The following is a 16,229-nucleotide window of genomic DNA, read 5'->3' as shown; positions in this document are numbered from 1 at the left end:
ATCAAGCCCACAAACAACCTCAAGCCCAGCAGCAATGCAGGGCTTTTTTTGTGAAGCAAAGCGAAACAAATACAAAAGGTGTCAATAGTCTTTTTTATATGCTGTTTTTAATCTGAAAACCGTTTTCAATTGTTAAATTTGTCTTAATTCTGATTTTTTTACTATGAAAATAAAATGCGTCTTCACAATCACATTATTATTCTTTTTTTATTTGAGTAGTAGCCAAACCTTTGTCAAGGATTTTAATTCTATTAATGAATTTATTTCCAACGGTGAACAATCCTTTTTTGTAGCTGATGACGGTATTCATGGCGTTGAATTATGGAAAACAGAAGGAGCTAATAACAATACTGTTTTAATTAAGGACATTAATACGTTGTCTTCTAGCTCACCTAATCAACTTTTTATATATAATAATGAAGTTTATTTTACCGCTCATGATGGCGTATTTGGACGTGAATTATGGAAAACGGATGGTACAGAGCAAGGAACTATAATGGTAAAAAATATTCACACAGTATTTGGTGCAAGTTCTAATCCAAACGATTTTACAATTTATAATAATGAGCTTTATTTTACAGCAACTGATAACTATGCCGGAGCAGGTTTTCAAATATGGAAAACTAATGGTACTGAAGAAGGTACGGTTAAAGTCTATGACGGAAATGGAATTAGCATTTCACAATTAGTAACAGCTAACAATAAACTATATTTTAAGTTAAGTTATGGCCCTAATGGTTTAATTGAATACAATGGAAACAATACTTTCAATCAATTATCAATAGATGATTACTATACAATAAATCGATTAAATTCATTTAATGATGAATTATATCTTACCACAAACACCTCAAATAATCAAAGCATTAGAATTTATAAATTAGGTGCTAGTGGAAATCCTATCTTGCTTCAAGAATATACACGGCCTCAATATGGTGATATTGAAATTTACAATCTAACTCAAGTTGGAAGTGAGGTCTATTTTTCAATAACCACAGATTTTAATTCAGACGATGATATTGATCAACTTTGGAAAACAGATGGAACATACGCCGGAACTACAGTTGTTAAAAGCTTCGATTGGACGACTTATTTATATCAATCAAATATTTCAAATTTTATAGCGTATCAAAATGAATTATATTTTAATTCGGGGTCCCAAAATAATTATACGCTATGGAAATCTGATGGTACAGCAAGTGGAACTGTACAGGTGTCTAATGTTTCAGTTAATAATTCTACGGGTTTTATTGTTTTAAACGATTTATTGTTTTTTACAAGCAGCCAAAAATTATGGTCTACGGATGGGTCTGAGACTAACACTCAAAAAATATCGGATTTAAGTATTGAAAACCCGACCTATGACAATCTTTTTAGTTTTAAAGCGGACAGTAATAAGGTTTATTTTAAATCTCAATATCAAAATAGTAAGGCGCTTTTTACAACGGATTCAAACCCTATAATCGAGGTAAAAATGGGTTACTCAGTCATAGAACCTAATAGTAATACTTCTTTTGAATCAAAAATAGATAGTGTTGTTAAACAAACAATTCGTATTAAAAACATTGGAAATAAAGATCTTGTTTTTTCCAATATAAAAGTTATAGGCGAAGATTTTTATATAGATGGACAAATATTGAGTAATGTTTCAGGTGAAAATCCTGATGGAAATTTTTCTCAAGTTATAGAGCCTGGGAACGAATCTAATTTTGATATTTCTTTTTACCCAAGCACAGAAGGTTTAAAAAAAAGGGACCTTAAGTATGTTAAGCAATGATATTAAAACGCCTAATTTTCAAATAGATTTAATTGGATTTGCTGAAAATGAAATTGCACAAAGTAACAATGAAGACATTAGCCTCAATAAGGAAATCGATTTTAACACAAATGATTTTCTAATTCACATTGATAATAATTCAGTAATTGAAGATGCTGCAGTCAATTCACTTGTTGGAGCATTAAGTGTACCCAACAGTAATGATACTTTTAATTTTCAATTAAACTCAGAAGACAACGATACTGATAATCAATATTTCGTCATCGAAAATAATGAGTTAAAATCTAATTATGCTTTTAATTTTGAACAGAAAAACACTTATGTCTTAAGGATAAAAGCAATCAATACTACCACAAGTGAAGTCATCGAGAGCGATATTATAATAAATATTATAAATGTTACTGAAGATCCTATTCTCTTAGATTGCGCCATGGAAGTTAATAATATTGGCTTTGGCTTAAATGATGTTGAGTTCATAGATAATCAACATGTCGTTGCTGTTGGAAGCCATGGTGTCATTTTAAAATCAGATGATGCTGGTAATTCTTGGAGAAAAATTAGAAATGACATACAGAGTCACTTATATACGCTTCAATTTACAAGTAGTACTATAGGGTATGCAATGGGAGATAATTTTTTTAAAACAGAGGATGCTGGTGAGACATGGTTTGCTCTCAATTTACCCAATACATCATATCCATATCCTAATAATCTATACTTCATAGATTCAGATAATGGTTTTGTGTTTGGGAATGATGGAAAATTTTACAAGACAACGAATGGTGGGTATTACTGGAAACAAAAGAATATTGGCTATTTTGATATTAATTCTGTTTTTTTTATTAATAATTCTAAAGGATTCGTTGTTGGCGATTCTGAGAATTTGATTGTCACTTTAGATGGCGGTGAATCTTGGGAAACGGTTGACTTAGATATAGGGAGTTTAGGTTTTGGTACAAATTTTAGAAATGTCTTTTTTGTGAATGATTTAACGGGGTTTATTTCCACAAACAATGGAAAAATAATAAAAACGATTGATGGTGGAGATTCATGGACCTTAATGGGCGAAATACAATATGGTTCAAGCATTACTGAAATTTTTTTCCAAGATGAAAATTTAGGATATGCCTTAACAGAGGGGGCTTTGTCCAAAACAATAGACGGAGGAGAAACATGGGTTGTTGAGGATATAGAGTATTATTACAGTGGTTTTCAGGCGGTAAGTTTTAACAATAACGAAACGGCATGTTTGGTTGGTCATGGTACGTCATGCTGCTCTGGCATTAATACAGGGCATATTATTCATACAAAAGAACTTAATAATGATTGGGAAAATAAGTCTTACCTCTCATTAAGGTCCTCACCGCTTTTAGCTGTATTTTCTAATGAAACAATTCAATACGTTTTTGGTGATGATTTAGCAGCAAAATCTATAGACGGAGGTGTAACTTGGTTAGAAGTTATACCACCAGAAGAAAATATTTATCAAGTAGAAGTTATTAGCGACCATGTATACTTGCTAGGTCAAAATAATGTTTACAAAAGTGAAGACTTTGGGGAAACATGGACAACTCTTAGTTCATCAATTTATTTTAGAGAGCTTTTCTTTATCAATGAGTCAACTATTTTTGCTGCGTCATATGGGTCAGGGGTTTATAAAAGTACCGACGGTGGATTGAACTGGCTTAACGTTAATACAAATGCTTCTTATGGAGTTGATTTGTTTTTTAAAAATGAAAATGAAGGTTATGTTGGTACCATCAATGAAGGAATGTTTAGAACTTTAGATGGCGGAAACACATGGTCACAAGTCCCATTAGAACCCGTAGACTCATATCTGCATGTGTATTCTACTTATATTCTAAATGATATCGGTTTCTCAGGATCTTCAGCAGGATTATTAAAAACTATTGATGGAGGCGACACATGGGAAAGAACATATATCAACTTAGGTCAGGACATTAAGTTTCTACATGCTATTAATGAAGTAGAATGGTATGCCGTTTCTGAAAGTATGGTGTTTAAATCTAATGATGCAGGAGCGAGTTGGACAACGATTTATCATGGTGGCGATATTGAAGATGTACATTTTACTACGGAGAAAGCTTATGTGGTTGGCGATGAAACATTTATAGAAATAGACAAAAAAGGTGCGCCAACAACAACGGGTTATATATTAGGAGATACACATGTTAATAGCCAAAGTTTAGTAGAATTTAGTGTACCCAATAATTATGATTTTAATTATACTTGGACGGTTTCTGGAGATAATGAAATTAATAATACAGGACATAAGGCCCAAGTTTTTTGGAACAGTGCTGGCACCTACCAGATAACTGTAACCCCTTTCAATGATTGTGGTAGTGGAACTGCAAAAGAGATTACTGTTACTGTTGATGAGAACTTCAATCCTACAATTCTAGGAGACCAAGACGTAGATGAGTATGCAATGGATATAGAATATTCAACAGAATTAAATACAGAACTAAGATACGATTGGTTTGTATCCGGACACCAAGATTATAGTGCAAACAATAATGTAAATAGTATCAATTGGGGAACAGGAGAACTCGGTTTAGTAAAAGTTAGAGTAACAAATGAAAATTCAGGATCAAGAGAAGAAGCTATTTTAAATGTTAATATTAATTCAACATCACTTCCTATAAACAATATTGATGTTGAAGTAATAAGTGAGACTTGTCCAGGCCTAAATAATGGTCAAGTTATAATTTCAGCTATTGAAGCGTATAACTATTTAGCGACTATTAATGATGTTGAATATCATTTCACTGAGACTTTAATAATTGATGGTTTATCACCAAATAATTATGAGTTGTGTGTGTCAGTACCAGAGATTTCATATGTGCAATGTTATGCGATAGAATTAATGGAATCAGAAACTATTTCTGGAAGATACGCTGTAGATTCTGGAGTGGTTTCAATAGATATCGACAGAGGATCAGCGCCTTATTCTGTATTCATTAATGACCAGCTCTATATAGAGGAATCGTTATCAACATCGTTCTCATTAGACGTTAACCATGGTGACGTTATTGAGGTAAAAACAGATAAAGCTTGTGAGGGTTCTATGCTTAAAACTATTGATATCTTAGATGAAGTTATGCTCTATCCTAACCCAACAAATGGAAACTTTTACGTTAAGTTACCACTAGAAGTAGAGAATGTTACTATAGATATATTCACCTCAGATCAAAAATTAATATCATCAAACAATTATAGGGTTACAGACGGTCAATTACAATTAAAACTTAATGAGGTTAATAGTGGAATGTATGTTGTGAAAGTACACCTAGAAAATCCTGTAATCTTAAAACTTTTAAAACTATAATTATGAATAAAGTTATGTACATGATGGGTTTATTTATTTTATGCTCATGTGGTGGATCCGATAACGAAACAACAACTGAAGATAGTAATGAAGCGCCTACAGTGCCAATTTTGGTTTACCCATCAAATAATTTATTATGTATTGAAAATGGTATTGATTTTCAGTGGAACGCATCTGCTGATATCAATGAAGATATCATAGATTACACCATAGAGGTTTCAACAGACAATCAGTTTAATAGTATTGACTTCACAGAAAATGTATCATTAACATCACAGTTTTTCATTTTAAGTAAAGGTGTTGTGTATTATTGGAGAGTAAAGGCTACTGATACCAATAATGCTTCTAGTGATTATTCATCAGTAAATAGTTTTATTACTGAAGGAGATGGGGTTTCTAACCATCTACCTTTTCCACCAGAATTGATAAATCCTGCTTTAAACACAGAAGTAAATGATGGAAGTGTTGTTTTAGAATGGTCAGCTAGTGATGTTGATGAAGATCCATTAACGTTTGATATTTATTTAGGAACAGAAAACCCTCCAACAAATATAATTAGTCAAAACCAGACGAATAATTTTTTAAATGTAAATACCATTTCACAAACAATTTATTACTGGAAAGTGATTGTTAAAGACAATAACGGAGCCCAAACAATTGGACAAACATGGAGTTTTAGTATTAACTAATTAAGGACTAAAAAGCACACCAAACCAAGCATACTTCTTTTTCAGGCCAAGCTTATGTCTATAAAAAAGAGAGGATACAGAAAGACGACAACCAAAAGATGAAGCTTCAGCTAATGCGGGTGTTTCCAAAATTACAGGAGTTATAAGTTCTTGTTTTTTTACAATCTACAATAGCGCCATACAAAGGGGGGGCAACCTAGTACCATCTGAAATGGCCATAATCAACAAGGCAGAAGCCGTTTCTGTAAATTATCTTAGGCCTGTTAATGCTAAAGACCATATCGCTGGCAAAGCTAAAGGGTTGGTGATTCCTAATACCGAAACAAAATGTAATTACGGAAATCAGTAAGCAAATAACAATAGTTATTCTTACTTTTAAGTTTTCAATAAATCAAAGTTACTAATGGCACTATATCAGGTATCTGTAACTAAACAGCAACTTAAACTTAGAGCAAAACAAATTGTAGAAGCCTTACAAATCCAAACTGACCAAACCGATGCAGCAATTGACAAAATGGTTTATGAGTTGTATGGGTTAACTGAGGATGAAATTGAAATTGCAGAGAACAGTTAAAATATGGCAAGTATAAAAACTATAAATAAGTTATTTCTAGTCGGTAATGGCTTTGACAGAGCATTGGGTTTAAAAACAACATATGAAGATTTTTTATTCTGGTATTTTAATAAATTTATTACTGAAGCTTTAGAGTCTAATAGGGTAACAAGTGATACTGGAATTTATAAATATTTTCATAACGATGATGAGCTAATTACTCATTATTATACTAGAAGAATTCCTGATAATAAAAGATTTAATGAAAATTTCAAAAGAGATAATAATACTTATGAAAAAATAAGGAAGTATGTTTTTAACACTTCTAAACAGTTTATATTTAATCTGATTTGCTAAAAGCAATTTTAGAAGAATCTATAAAAGGTTGGGTTGATATTGAAGGGATTTATTTTAAGTTATTAAAGCAGGAATTTGAAAGTAAATCAATAAAATCAATAGATTCACTCAACAAAGATTTAGTTTGCTTAACACAATTATTGAAAGACTATCTAACCCAATTAGATATATCTAAAACAAAAGAGAAAACTGTAAGTCAGAAATATATTGACCAATTTATTAGTCCAATCGTTCCAAGAGATGTTATTTATCCTATAAATGAACATTTAATTAAATCAGATAGGTACTACTTTTTAAATTTTAATTATACCAAAACACTTTCAAATATTCTTTTAACCTTACCAGATGAATACTTTAAAAAATATGGTCACGATATAAATGCTTTTGTGTCTCATATTCATGGGGATATAGATAGAGAAGAAATTGTTTTCGGTTATGGTGATGAAATGGACAAAGATTACAAAGGCATTGAAGATTTAAATGATAATCGGTTTTTTGAGAATATAAAATCGTTTAAGTATAATAAAGCATACGAATATCGAGACTTACTAAGGTTTTTAAACTCAGGCGAATATCAAGTGGCTATTTACGGTCATTCATGTGGTCTATCAGATAGATTATTGTTAAATGAGGTCTTTGAGCATGATAACTGTAAATCAATAAAAATATATTATTACGATGAACCAGAGTTTACTACTAAAACTATGGATATCTCTAGGCATTTTAATAGTAATCAATTAATGCGTCAAAAAATTATAGAGTTTAACGAGAGGTGTGCAATACCTCAGATAGAAGAATAATTAAAACGAAATGAACAATCTTAGAAACGACATACCAGACTTTCAAACCATAATGCTACCAATGCTAAAGTTGTTGGAAGATGGTAAGCAGTAGACATTAAATGAAGTAATGCGTGCATTAACAGCGCATTTTAATCTAACATCCTAATGAAAAAGCATTACTTTTGCATCAACAGTACACACCACGCTACCCTTAAGCACAGCGTCCCAGGGTGTGTCTTTTGCTTTAAATAGGCTGTATACGTAACCAATTAGTCCTCACATCTAAATAGAATTGCATATAGTTTATTTTGCATGGTCATGACTTAAAATAATACCAGAAGAAATGCAAAATAGCAGCATAATTATAAATAAATTTTATTAATATGCAAAAGCATCACAAACCTAATACCCCCTTTTAATAAGGAATTTTAAAACAAACATTATGAGTAAAAACGCTGAGGTAAAATGTCCCAACTGTAAAGAAGTATTTAAGGTAGACGATTCGGTGTATACAGACATTGTAAAACAAGTGCGCGACCAACAATTTCAAGAGGAAGTCAACAACCGTTTAGAAGTCGCGCAAAGAGAAAAGCAAGCAGCCATTCAATTAAAAGCCGCAGAACTAAAAAATGAGTTTCAAGGCCAATTAGCTCAAAAACAGCGCGAAATAGAAGAGTTAACTCACAAAAGTAAAGCGCAATTGGTCGATGAGGTCTCTAAAAAAGAGAAACTCATTCAAGACTTACAATCTAAAATCCAAAATTCAGAAACCCAAAAATCATTAGAATTATCTCATGCAGTTAAGGATGCGGCCGAAGCATTATCTAAAAAAGAAGCCGAGATAAAAGCCTTAGAAGCTAAAATAGAAAACACCAACATCCAAAAAACATTAGAACTGTCTACAGCCGTTAGAGAGGTAGAAAAAGAAAGAGACCAGCTCAAAAACGATTTAAAGAGCAAAGACACCGAAAAAGAACTTTTAGAAAAGTCCTTAGTAGAACAATTCAAAAATAAATTAGAACACAAAGAAGAAGCCTTAAAACTAAAAGAAGAGGAAATAGAACGCCTTAAAGATTACAAGCAAAAGCTATCCACCAAAATGATTGGCGAAACGCTAGAGCAACACTGCGAAACCGAATTCAATAAATTACGAGCAACCGCCTTTCAAAATGCCTATTTCGAAAAAGATAATGATGCCTCTGGCGGTACCAAAGGCGATTATATTTACAAAGAACAAGATATAAATGGTAACGAAGTCATTTCTATTATGTTCGAAATGAAAAACGAAAACGACCAAACCGCGACCAAAAAGAAAAACGAAGATTTCTTTGCCAAACTAGACAAAGACCGAAAAGCAAAAGGCTGCGAATATGCCGTATTAGTATCCTTATTAGAAGCCGATAACGAATTTTATAACACAGGGATTGTAGACGTCTCCTACAAATACGATAAAATGTACGTGGTACGTCCGCAGTTTTTTATCCCTATCATATCCTTGCTGCGTAATGCAGGCATGAAATCCCTACAGTACAAAGCCGAACTAACACTCATGCGGAATCAAAATGTGGATATCACTAATTTTGAAGAAAAAATAAACGATTTTAAAACCGGTTTTGCAAGAAATTACGATTTAGCCAGTCGTCAATTTGGGGAAGCCATCAAAGAGATAGATAAAACCATGAACCACCTGCAAAAAACCAAAGACAATTTACTATCCTCAGTAAATAACTTACGTTTAGCAAACAACAAAGCCGAAGATTTAACCATCAAAAAACTGACCTACAACAACCCTACCATGAAACAAAAATTTGAAGACCTATAACACCCACCCCAAACCTTAAAACAACAATGCTGCTTGTGCTAAGCAAGCAGCCATTTTCCGTTGGACTTAAAATTAGCAAGTCACTTTTCAATAGCTATTATCATTTTAGTAGCACAACACAAGATTTTAGCAAAAAAACAATAACTTAATCACCAATCACCAATCACCAATCACCAATCACCAATCACCAATCACCAATCACCAATCACCAATCACCAATCACCAATCACCAATCCCTAATCCCTAATTCCTAATCCCTCACACCTCACACCTCACTCCTGACACCTCACTCCTGACACCTCACTCCCCAAAACCCGACACCCAACACCACCAGCCAGTCCATAAACCTCACCATCAATCACCTCATAAAAACGGAAACCCAAAACCGAAATCCCAAAATATTGCGGTGAGAGTACGGCATCAGGGACAAGCGTAAACGAAGCAGAAGCGGTTCCAACCTCTAATAAATGAGTGGGTGATACCGCTAACGTAGAGCTCAAACCTTCAAAATCAAAATCCAAAACCCCTAAGGTAACACCAACATGAGTCGCTGATTTAGGAAACGAATACAAACTCAGATTAAAATCACTAACCACAAATTGCTGTGAACTCCAGTCAAAAGAACCACGTCCAGACAAAGCATCTAAGAGTTGATGCTGAGGGGTAAACACAAACTGCGATAATAAACGCCTGCCTTTTGCTGTTTGCAAGCCTTGTATAACACTGCGTTGACCACGTTCAGAAACACCATCCAAAGCCTTAATACCTAAAAACAATTGCATCAGTCTAGCGTGCAATGCCCGACCTTTTATGTCGGCTAAAAAAGGCGATAATGCCAACCGGAATTCCTTTTTTACCTGGCTACAACGGCCAAATTCACTAGCATTTTCGCGTACACGGTGCATATTGGGCTGCCGCCGTATCGCTTCACCATTAAAGCCACCACCAGCTTTACGAGCATAACCAACACCCTTAATTACATAAAAATTAACAGCCCCCAAAGTCCCTGTTAGTTTTAATAAACCTTTTTGTCGTGCCATAGTAAAGCTAATATAGTGATTATTAGTTATATATAAAATAGGTATAGCGTATCTATACCGTATCTACCCCGTGTATCATCCGTGTCTAGTCCGTGTATGCGCTAGGGCAACCCCCAACTAAAGCGGTATTTAAGAGTCTAACACGCCCAATTTTCTTCATTTTAATGATATTGGTCAGTGTTATTAGTGTTTCTGCCTGCTAATGATAGCTTCTCTCAAAACGAAACTTTGGAGTGCTAGTTGGATTTGTTATGTGGTTAACATTTAGTGAGTTAAAAAAAACATGTGTGTTTATAATTTAAAAAATGACATTTTATATAGATTTCCTGCAACGAGTACAATATTTGCTGTCGTCCATACATAAGTAGTCCCTAGACACAGTTATAAATCAGATATTTGAGCACAAACAACAACTAATAAATAAACAATTAGTGTTTTGTAAGTGCTTAAATCTTAATGGGATTTAATGATTTCTTAAGCACTTTTCAGGCACTGTAAACTTTAAAAATCATGAATTTAAAAACACTTTTTTTAGGCGTATGTATGGCTTTTCTAGCGCCTTTTATTTCTAATGCGCAAGACGAAACAAAACTAGGCGGATATTTAGCCTATGGCACAGAAATAGAAAATATTGGAATCGGTGTCAATGCTGAATTTCCTATTGCGGAGCAATTAACAATAGCCCCGAGCTTTACGTATTTTTTACCTAAAGATGAATACGGCGTTAAAGTCAGCTGGTTTGAAGTGAACGCAAATGCAAATTATTATTTCGTTGAGGCATCAGGTGTTAGTGTCTATGGACTTGGCGGACTTAACTACTCAAGTGTTAAGGTATCTTACGATGACACTTTCGGATTTGGTGGTGACTATTCGGCTTCAGATGGTCGATTTGGACTTAATTTAGGAGCGGGCGCTAACTTTGAAATCGGAAGTAGCATCTTGCCATTTGCTGAACTAAAGTACGTTATAATTGATGGTGGTCAACTAGTAATTGCTGCTGGTGTAAAATTTAATATTTAAAAACATATAACTATAATGGGGATAAATAAAAATATTGTAAGAGTACTATTTATAAGCTTTGTGTTTTTGATTACCGCTTGTAGTAGTGATGATGATAATCCAAATGATGATGATAATGGAGGTGTAGTGGGCGCTGATCACACCTATGACATAGAGTTGGTAGGGGATTCTGAAACGATTAATGTTTCAGGTTCAATTTCTAATCCTGTTCAAGATAATGAGGAAAACAATTATGGTGTGGTTTCAGTATATGCTATTAATCCTGAAGCAGGTGAAGATAGTATCATGATATCAATGTCTATAGGTACTGGTAATGCTTTACAATCTATTTTTGGTGTATTTATGTTAGATGAAAATCGACAAGCATTATATCCTTTTGCCAACCCTGATGATTATGATGATAATGAAACAGGATTAGCAATACGACCAGAAGGGTCAAATACAATTTACGAATCTATTTCCGGGACATTAAATTTCTCAAATGTTGAGTTAGCAAGCACTTCAGCGGTATCTGGTGTGGCCAGTTTTACACTCAACTTTTCAGGTGTTTTCATAGATGATGAAGAAAACACTTTTCAAGGTTCAGGTACAATTGTTATTAACCCTTTATTGGGGCTTACCTATAATTAATCATTTTAGTAATTACAATGCAATTCTATATCGCTATTTCAAATCAACATAAAACCAATTAAATTATTGAGTTAGAAATTGTTTATTCGGTTTTTGAAACCAATTAAGAAATAGAGGCATTCGTTTCTTTAAGGTAGATAACGGCCCTAATCTAATAAGTTAGATTAGGGCTTTTTTATAGTAATATGAATTGCGATACAGTACAAATAATGGTTAAAGCAAAATGCTGAACTTCGGTTAATTTAAGATTAGAATTATTATTTATGAATCATTAGTATAAATGTAAAATGCGTTAAAATTTACATTAATTTTGAGGCCCTATTTTTATAGGAATCTAAATTGACTAATGTTACTATAATGGAAAATTTAATCACATTTGCATTAACCGTATTCACTGGGTTTTTCGCTATCATGAATCCCATCGCAAGTATTCCTATGTTTGTTTCTCTAACCGAAGGAGCTGATGCACAAACGAAGGAGCGTATCAATAAAAAAGCGACATTAACGGCGTTTTTAATTGTATCTACATTTGTGGTTTTGGGCAAGTTCATCTTCGACCTTTTTGGTATTACGATTCCTGCATTTAAAATAACAGGTGGTATACTTGTATTTTATATTGGTTTTGAAATGCTTCAATCTGTAAAATCTAGTGTAAAACATTTAAAAAATGTAGCTTTCGATGAACAAATAGCAATTTCACCACTCGCCATACCGCTACTTGCAGGGCCGGGTTCTATTGTTACAGCGATGAATTTTGTAACAGATGTGGAGGCCACCCGAATTATCATCGTGGTTCTTATGTTTGGTTTTATTTGTATGCTGACGTATTTCTGTTTTCGTTTGAGTGATTATATCGTTGACAAAATTGGAAAGAATGTCATCGGTGTGCTCAATAAAATCATGGGGTTAATTATTGCCATAATAGGAACCAATATGGTTATTGAAGGCATTAAAATTGCATTTGATTTAACGGTTTAATTCCTTGAAGAAAAAAGCACTGTAATATTTCAGATTAAGAGTTGAAAACTTGTTTTTAGTTGTCTGTAAACGCATTATCACGAGGTTCTGTGTCAGAAATATCCACTTGCTTTACGGTTTTCCCTTTTATAGCTAAGAGACGTAAATCTTCAAAAATAAGATATAAACAAGGCACGATAACCAGAATAATTGCTGTAGCAAAAACAATTCCGAAACCTAATGAAATTGCCATAGGAATTAAATAATAAGCCTGACTAGACGTTTCTAAAATTATAGGCGCAAGACCTCCAAAAGTGGTCATCGTGGTTAACATAATAGGGCGAAATCTTCGCAGACCTGCCTCGTGTATCGATTGGTAAATAGGGTCGCCTTCTTTTCTGCGTTTGTTGGCATAATCGATCATTATCAATGAGTCGTTTACTACCACTCCCGAAAGCGCAATAACTCCCATTAAGCTTACTAAAGACAAATCATAACCTAATAGAATATGACCAATAACTGCACCTACAATACCAAAGGGAATGGCTGTCATTACAATTAGAGGTTGTAAATAACTACTAAAGGCGATGGCTAACAAGGCGTAGATTAATAGCATCGCAATCGCGAATCCCAATTTTAAGGTGTTAGTGCTTTCGCGCATATCGGCTTGGCTGCCTTCAAAAGTCCAGGTTATCCCTGGGAAATCGGCTCTTAATTGTGGCAGCGTTTCATTTTGCACCGAGGTAATAACGCGCCCTACAGCATTAGCTGGTTCTATATCCATACCTACATTTACAACTCTACGACCGTCTCTTCTGTTGATGCTAGTAAAGGCTTCGCGTTCTACAATTTCAACAACATCCATCAAAGGAACTTCAATGCCATTAGGCGTACGGATTAAAAATTTTTCGAGATTATTAATATCCTTCCGTTCTTCCATTGGTAATTTTACACGGACTTCTATTTCATTCATGCCGCGTAATTGTCGAATGGCTAAAGCGCCAAAGAATCCGTCTCTAACTTGTCGACCAACTTCGTTAGAGGTTAAGCCTAGATTTCTTCCTTGCGGAAGTAATTTAAAATCGTATTGTAATTTGCCTTTGTTGTAATTATCGGTAACGTCTCTTGTATTCGAAAAGCTCTGCATTCGTTCTACAAAAGCGGTACTTGCACGTTCTAAAACAGCGATATCGGAATGGCTTAAATCGATACTTATGTCTTGTCTGGCGCCTCCTGGTCCACGTTCAGCTTCAAAAGTAATTTGATCAACGCCTTCAATATCTCCTATATTATCGCGCCATAAGGCAATGACCTCAGCAGCTGTAATATCGCGTTGGTCTGGCGGTAACATTACAATTTCCACATCGATAAAACTTTGTCCGCGGACATTGGTTTTTATGCCTTCAGCGACTTCGTAAAGGTTGTGTTCCTCAAACATACGTTGCGTAGATTCTGAAACGGCATGGGCTACTTTTGCGGCTTGGTCTGGGGTCGTACCGACAGGTAGCCGTACTCCAGCTTCAATTTCGTCAGCAGCGACTTCTGGCATCATAATCATGCCCATATGGCCACTAAAACCATAGCCACCAACAATAAGTAAAAGGGTTACGGCAGCACTTAAAGTGATGTACCTATATTTTAAGCAAAGGTCAAGAAAAGGCCGGTATCTTTGGTCTATAAACCTATCGAAACTAGAAGCAAAAGCACGTTGCCAATTTTCTAATTTTAGAACCCATTTATGTTTGTTTTTTTTCTTTTTAAGATGCGCTAAATGTGAGGGTAAAATAAAAAAGGCTTCAAGTAAAGAAACAGCCAAAATAACAATCACAACGGCAGGTAAAGGTTGCCAGAATTTCCCCGTTTCTCCAGGCATAAATAGTAGGGGCACAAAGGCAATTATAGTAGTGATAATACTGAAGGTAACGGGTAGAGAAACGTCTTTGGCTCCTGCAATAGCAGCCTTTAATGGGCTTAATCCTTTTTGTCGATATTCATAAACATTTTCGCCCACAACAATGGCATCATCGACAACAATACCAAGCACAACAAGAAAGCCAAACATAGAAATCATGTTAATACTGATGCCAATTAAGGGGAGTAGAATAATCCCACCAATAAAGGAAATTGTCATGCCCATCATTACCCAAAAGGCCAAGCGGTATTCTAAGAAAAGGGTTAGTATCACCAACACAATAAGGATGGCGAGAACACCATTTTCGGTCAATAGAGATAAGCGTTCTTTATAATCCGCAGCGCGGTTGCTATCTGTGCGATATTTGATTCCTGGAGGTAACTGGAAATTATCCATTATGTCTTGTGTAACATCGGCGATATCTAAAGGCGATTGATTTCCTATTCTGAAAATACGCAGTTCTACATAATTCTCTTGGTTAAATTGCCCATGAAACCCTGTCTCTTCAAAACCATCGGTAATAGTTGCAATATCGCTTAAGGAAACGTTTGCACCGTCTTCAGAAGTTACAATTGCAATACTACCATACTCTTCAGCCCATTGTTTTCGCTCTTGCATGCGTAGCAAAATTTCACCACTTTGGGTTTGTACAGCACCTGCCGGAACATCATTACTACTTTGTTCTATTAGATTTGCAACTTGCCCCAAGGTTAAATTATACTTTTGAAGGTTGAGCCTAGGGATTTCGATACGGGTTTCAAACTCAGGGACATTACCTAATTCTACTTGTGTAATTTCGGGGTCACTCAGAAGAATATTTCTTAAACGTTCTGCTACTTCGCGCAAGGTCCAGATATCAGCATCGCCATAAAGGCCTATTTGTAAGACATCTCTTTGGCGTGATTGCAACCTTACTTCGGGCCTTTCAATATCATCAGGAAATGTTCGGATACGATTAATGGCTTGGTCAATATCTTGGAAAACCTGCATCCGCTCAGATCCAGCAACGAGTTCAATGCTTATTTCAGCAGAACCTTCACTAGCTTCAGAGACCACTTCTTTAATGCCTTGCACACCTTGCACGGCTTCTTCAACAGGTTGAAGAACCCCTTGCTCTACTTCCACAGGGGATGCTCCAGGATAGGCAACAGAAACTTCAACAAAGTCGAGTTGAAATTCAGGGAAAACTTCTTTTTGAATGTTATACATGGTAAACAAGCCACCAACGAGCAATAGCAACATGAGTAAGTTAGCTGCAATGGAATTTTTCGCCATATATGCAATGATGCCTTCTTTTCTTATTGGCTTTCCATTTTCTTTGTTTTCCACGTCTCCCATTTC

The 16,229-nt window shown here is 34.8% G+C and carries 13 protein-coding genes; 11 read left to right on the top strand and 2 right to left on the bottom strand.

Annotation, left to right across the window (positions count from 1 at the left end):
- The first annotated feature begins 163 nt into the window (after positions 1-163).
- The 8 genes from HM982_RS11000 to HM982_RS10965 all read left to right on the top strand — a co-directional run bounded on the left by HM982_RS11000 (position 164) and on the right by HM982_RS10965 (position 9,329).
- Complete coding sequence (locus HM982_RS11000) at positions 164-1,777, top strand: hypothetical protein (protein WP_179353218.1); 1,614 nt, start codon at positions 164-166, stop codon at positions 1,775-1,777.
- The gene (locus tag HM982_RS10995) at positions 1,764-5,126 is read left to right on the top strand and encodes a YCF48-related protein (RefSeq protein ID WP_179353216.1); all 3,363 of its coding nucleotides are present in this window, start codon (positions 1,764-1,766) and stop codon (positions 5,124-5,126) included. Before HM982_RS11000 ends, HM982_RS10995 begins: the two co-directional genes overlap by 14 nt.
- Before the next feature lie 2 nt (positions 5,127-5,128).
- Complete coding sequence (locus HM982_RS10990; protein ID WP_179353215.1) at positions 5,129-5,815, top strand: fibronectin type III domain-containing protein; 687 nt, start codon at positions 5,129-5,131, stop codon at positions 5,813-5,815.
- A 211-nt stretch (positions 5,816-6,026) separates the two neighbouring features.
- Entirely contained in the window at positions 6,027-6,164 is a 138-nt protein-coding gene (locus tag HM982_RS10985; protein WP_179353213.1) for a hypothetical protein, read from the top strand.
- Positions 6,165-6,218: 54 nt separating this feature from the next.
- A complete protein-coding gene (locus HM982_RS10980; protein ID WP_179353212.1) occupies positions 6,219-6,389 on the top strand; it encodes a hypothetical protein in 171 nt (56 codons plus the stop codon).
- A gap of 3 nt (positions 6,390-6,392) precedes the next feature.
- Positions 6,393-6,725 (top strand): hypothetical protein, encoded by a 333-nt coding sequence (locus HM982_RS10975; RefSeq protein WP_179353210.1) that lies wholly within the window; start codon positions 6,393-6,395, stop codon positions 6,723-6,725.
- The gene (locus tag HM982_RS10970; RefSeq protein ID WP_179353209.1) at positions 6,719-7,525 is read left to right on the top strand and encodes an AbiH family protein; all 807 of its coding nucleotides are present in this window, start codon (positions 6,719-6,721) and stop codon (positions 7,523-7,525) included. The genes HM982_RS10975 and HM982_RS10970 overlap by 7 nt, the downstream gene beginning before the upstream one ends.
- Before the next feature lie 424 nt (positions 7,526-7,949).
- Positions 7,950-9,329 (top strand): DUF2130 domain-containing protein, encoded by a 1,380-nt coding sequence (locus tag HM982_RS10965; RefSeq protein WP_179353208.1) that lies wholly within the window; start codon positions 7,950-7,952, stop codon positions 9,327-9,329.
- 272 nt (positions 9,330-9,601) lie between these two features.
- On the opposite strand, the gene HM982_RS10960 is transcribed toward HM982_RS10965, so the two are convergent.
- Positions 9,602-10,369 carry a hypothetical protein gene (locus tag HM982_RS10960; protein ID WP_179353207.1) on the bottom strand — a complete coding sequence of 256 codons (768 nt, stop codon included), beginning with the start codon at positions 10,367-10,369 and terminating at the stop codon, positions 9,602-9,604.
- Positions 10,370-10,879: 510 nt separating this feature from the next.
- On the opposite strand from HM982_RS10960, the gene HM982_RS10955 reads away from it, so the two are divergent.
- The 3 genes from HM982_RS10955 to HM982_RS10945 all read left to right on the top strand — a co-directional run bounded on the left by HM982_RS10955 (position 10,880) and on the right by HM982_RS10945 (position 12,997).
- The gene (locus HM982_RS10955) at positions 10,880-11,389 is read left to right on the top strand and encodes an outer membrane protein (protein WP_246296737.1); all 510 of its coding nucleotides are present in this window, start codon (positions 10,880-10,882) and stop codon (positions 11,387-11,389) included.
- Positions 11,390-11,404: 15 nt separating this feature from the next.
- Positions 11,405-12,019: a hypothetical protein gene (locus HM982_RS10950; RefSeq protein WP_179353206.1), complete on the top strand. Its 615-nt coding sequence runs from the start codon at positions 11,405-11,407 to the stop codon at positions 12,017-12,019.
- A gap of 357 nt (positions 12,020-12,376) precedes the next feature.
- Positions 12,377-12,997 carry a MarC family protein gene (locus HM982_RS10945; protein ID WP_179353205.1) on the top strand — a complete coding sequence of 207 codons (621 nt, stop codon included), beginning with the start codon at positions 12,377-12,379 and terminating at the stop codon, positions 12,995-12,997.
- A gap of 55 nt (positions 12,998-13,052) precedes the next feature.
- On the opposite strand, the gene HM982_RS10940 is transcribed toward HM982_RS10945, so the two are convergent.
- Positions 13,053-16,226, bottom strand: a complete 3,174-nt coding sequence (locus HM982_RS10940) for an efflux RND transporter permease subunit (RefSeq protein WP_179353204.1) — start codon at positions 16,224-16,226, stop codon at positions 13,053-13,055.
- Positions 16,227-16,229 lie beyond the last annotated feature (3 nt).

Source organism: Winogradskyella vidalii (assembly GCF_013403955.1).
In the GTDB taxonomy this organism is placed as follows: domain Bacteria; phylum Bacteroidota; class Bacteroidia; order Flavobacteriales; family Flavobacteriaceae; genus Winogradskyella; species Winogradskyella vidalii.
This window is presented reverse-complemented; position numbering and strand designations above follow the sequence as displayed.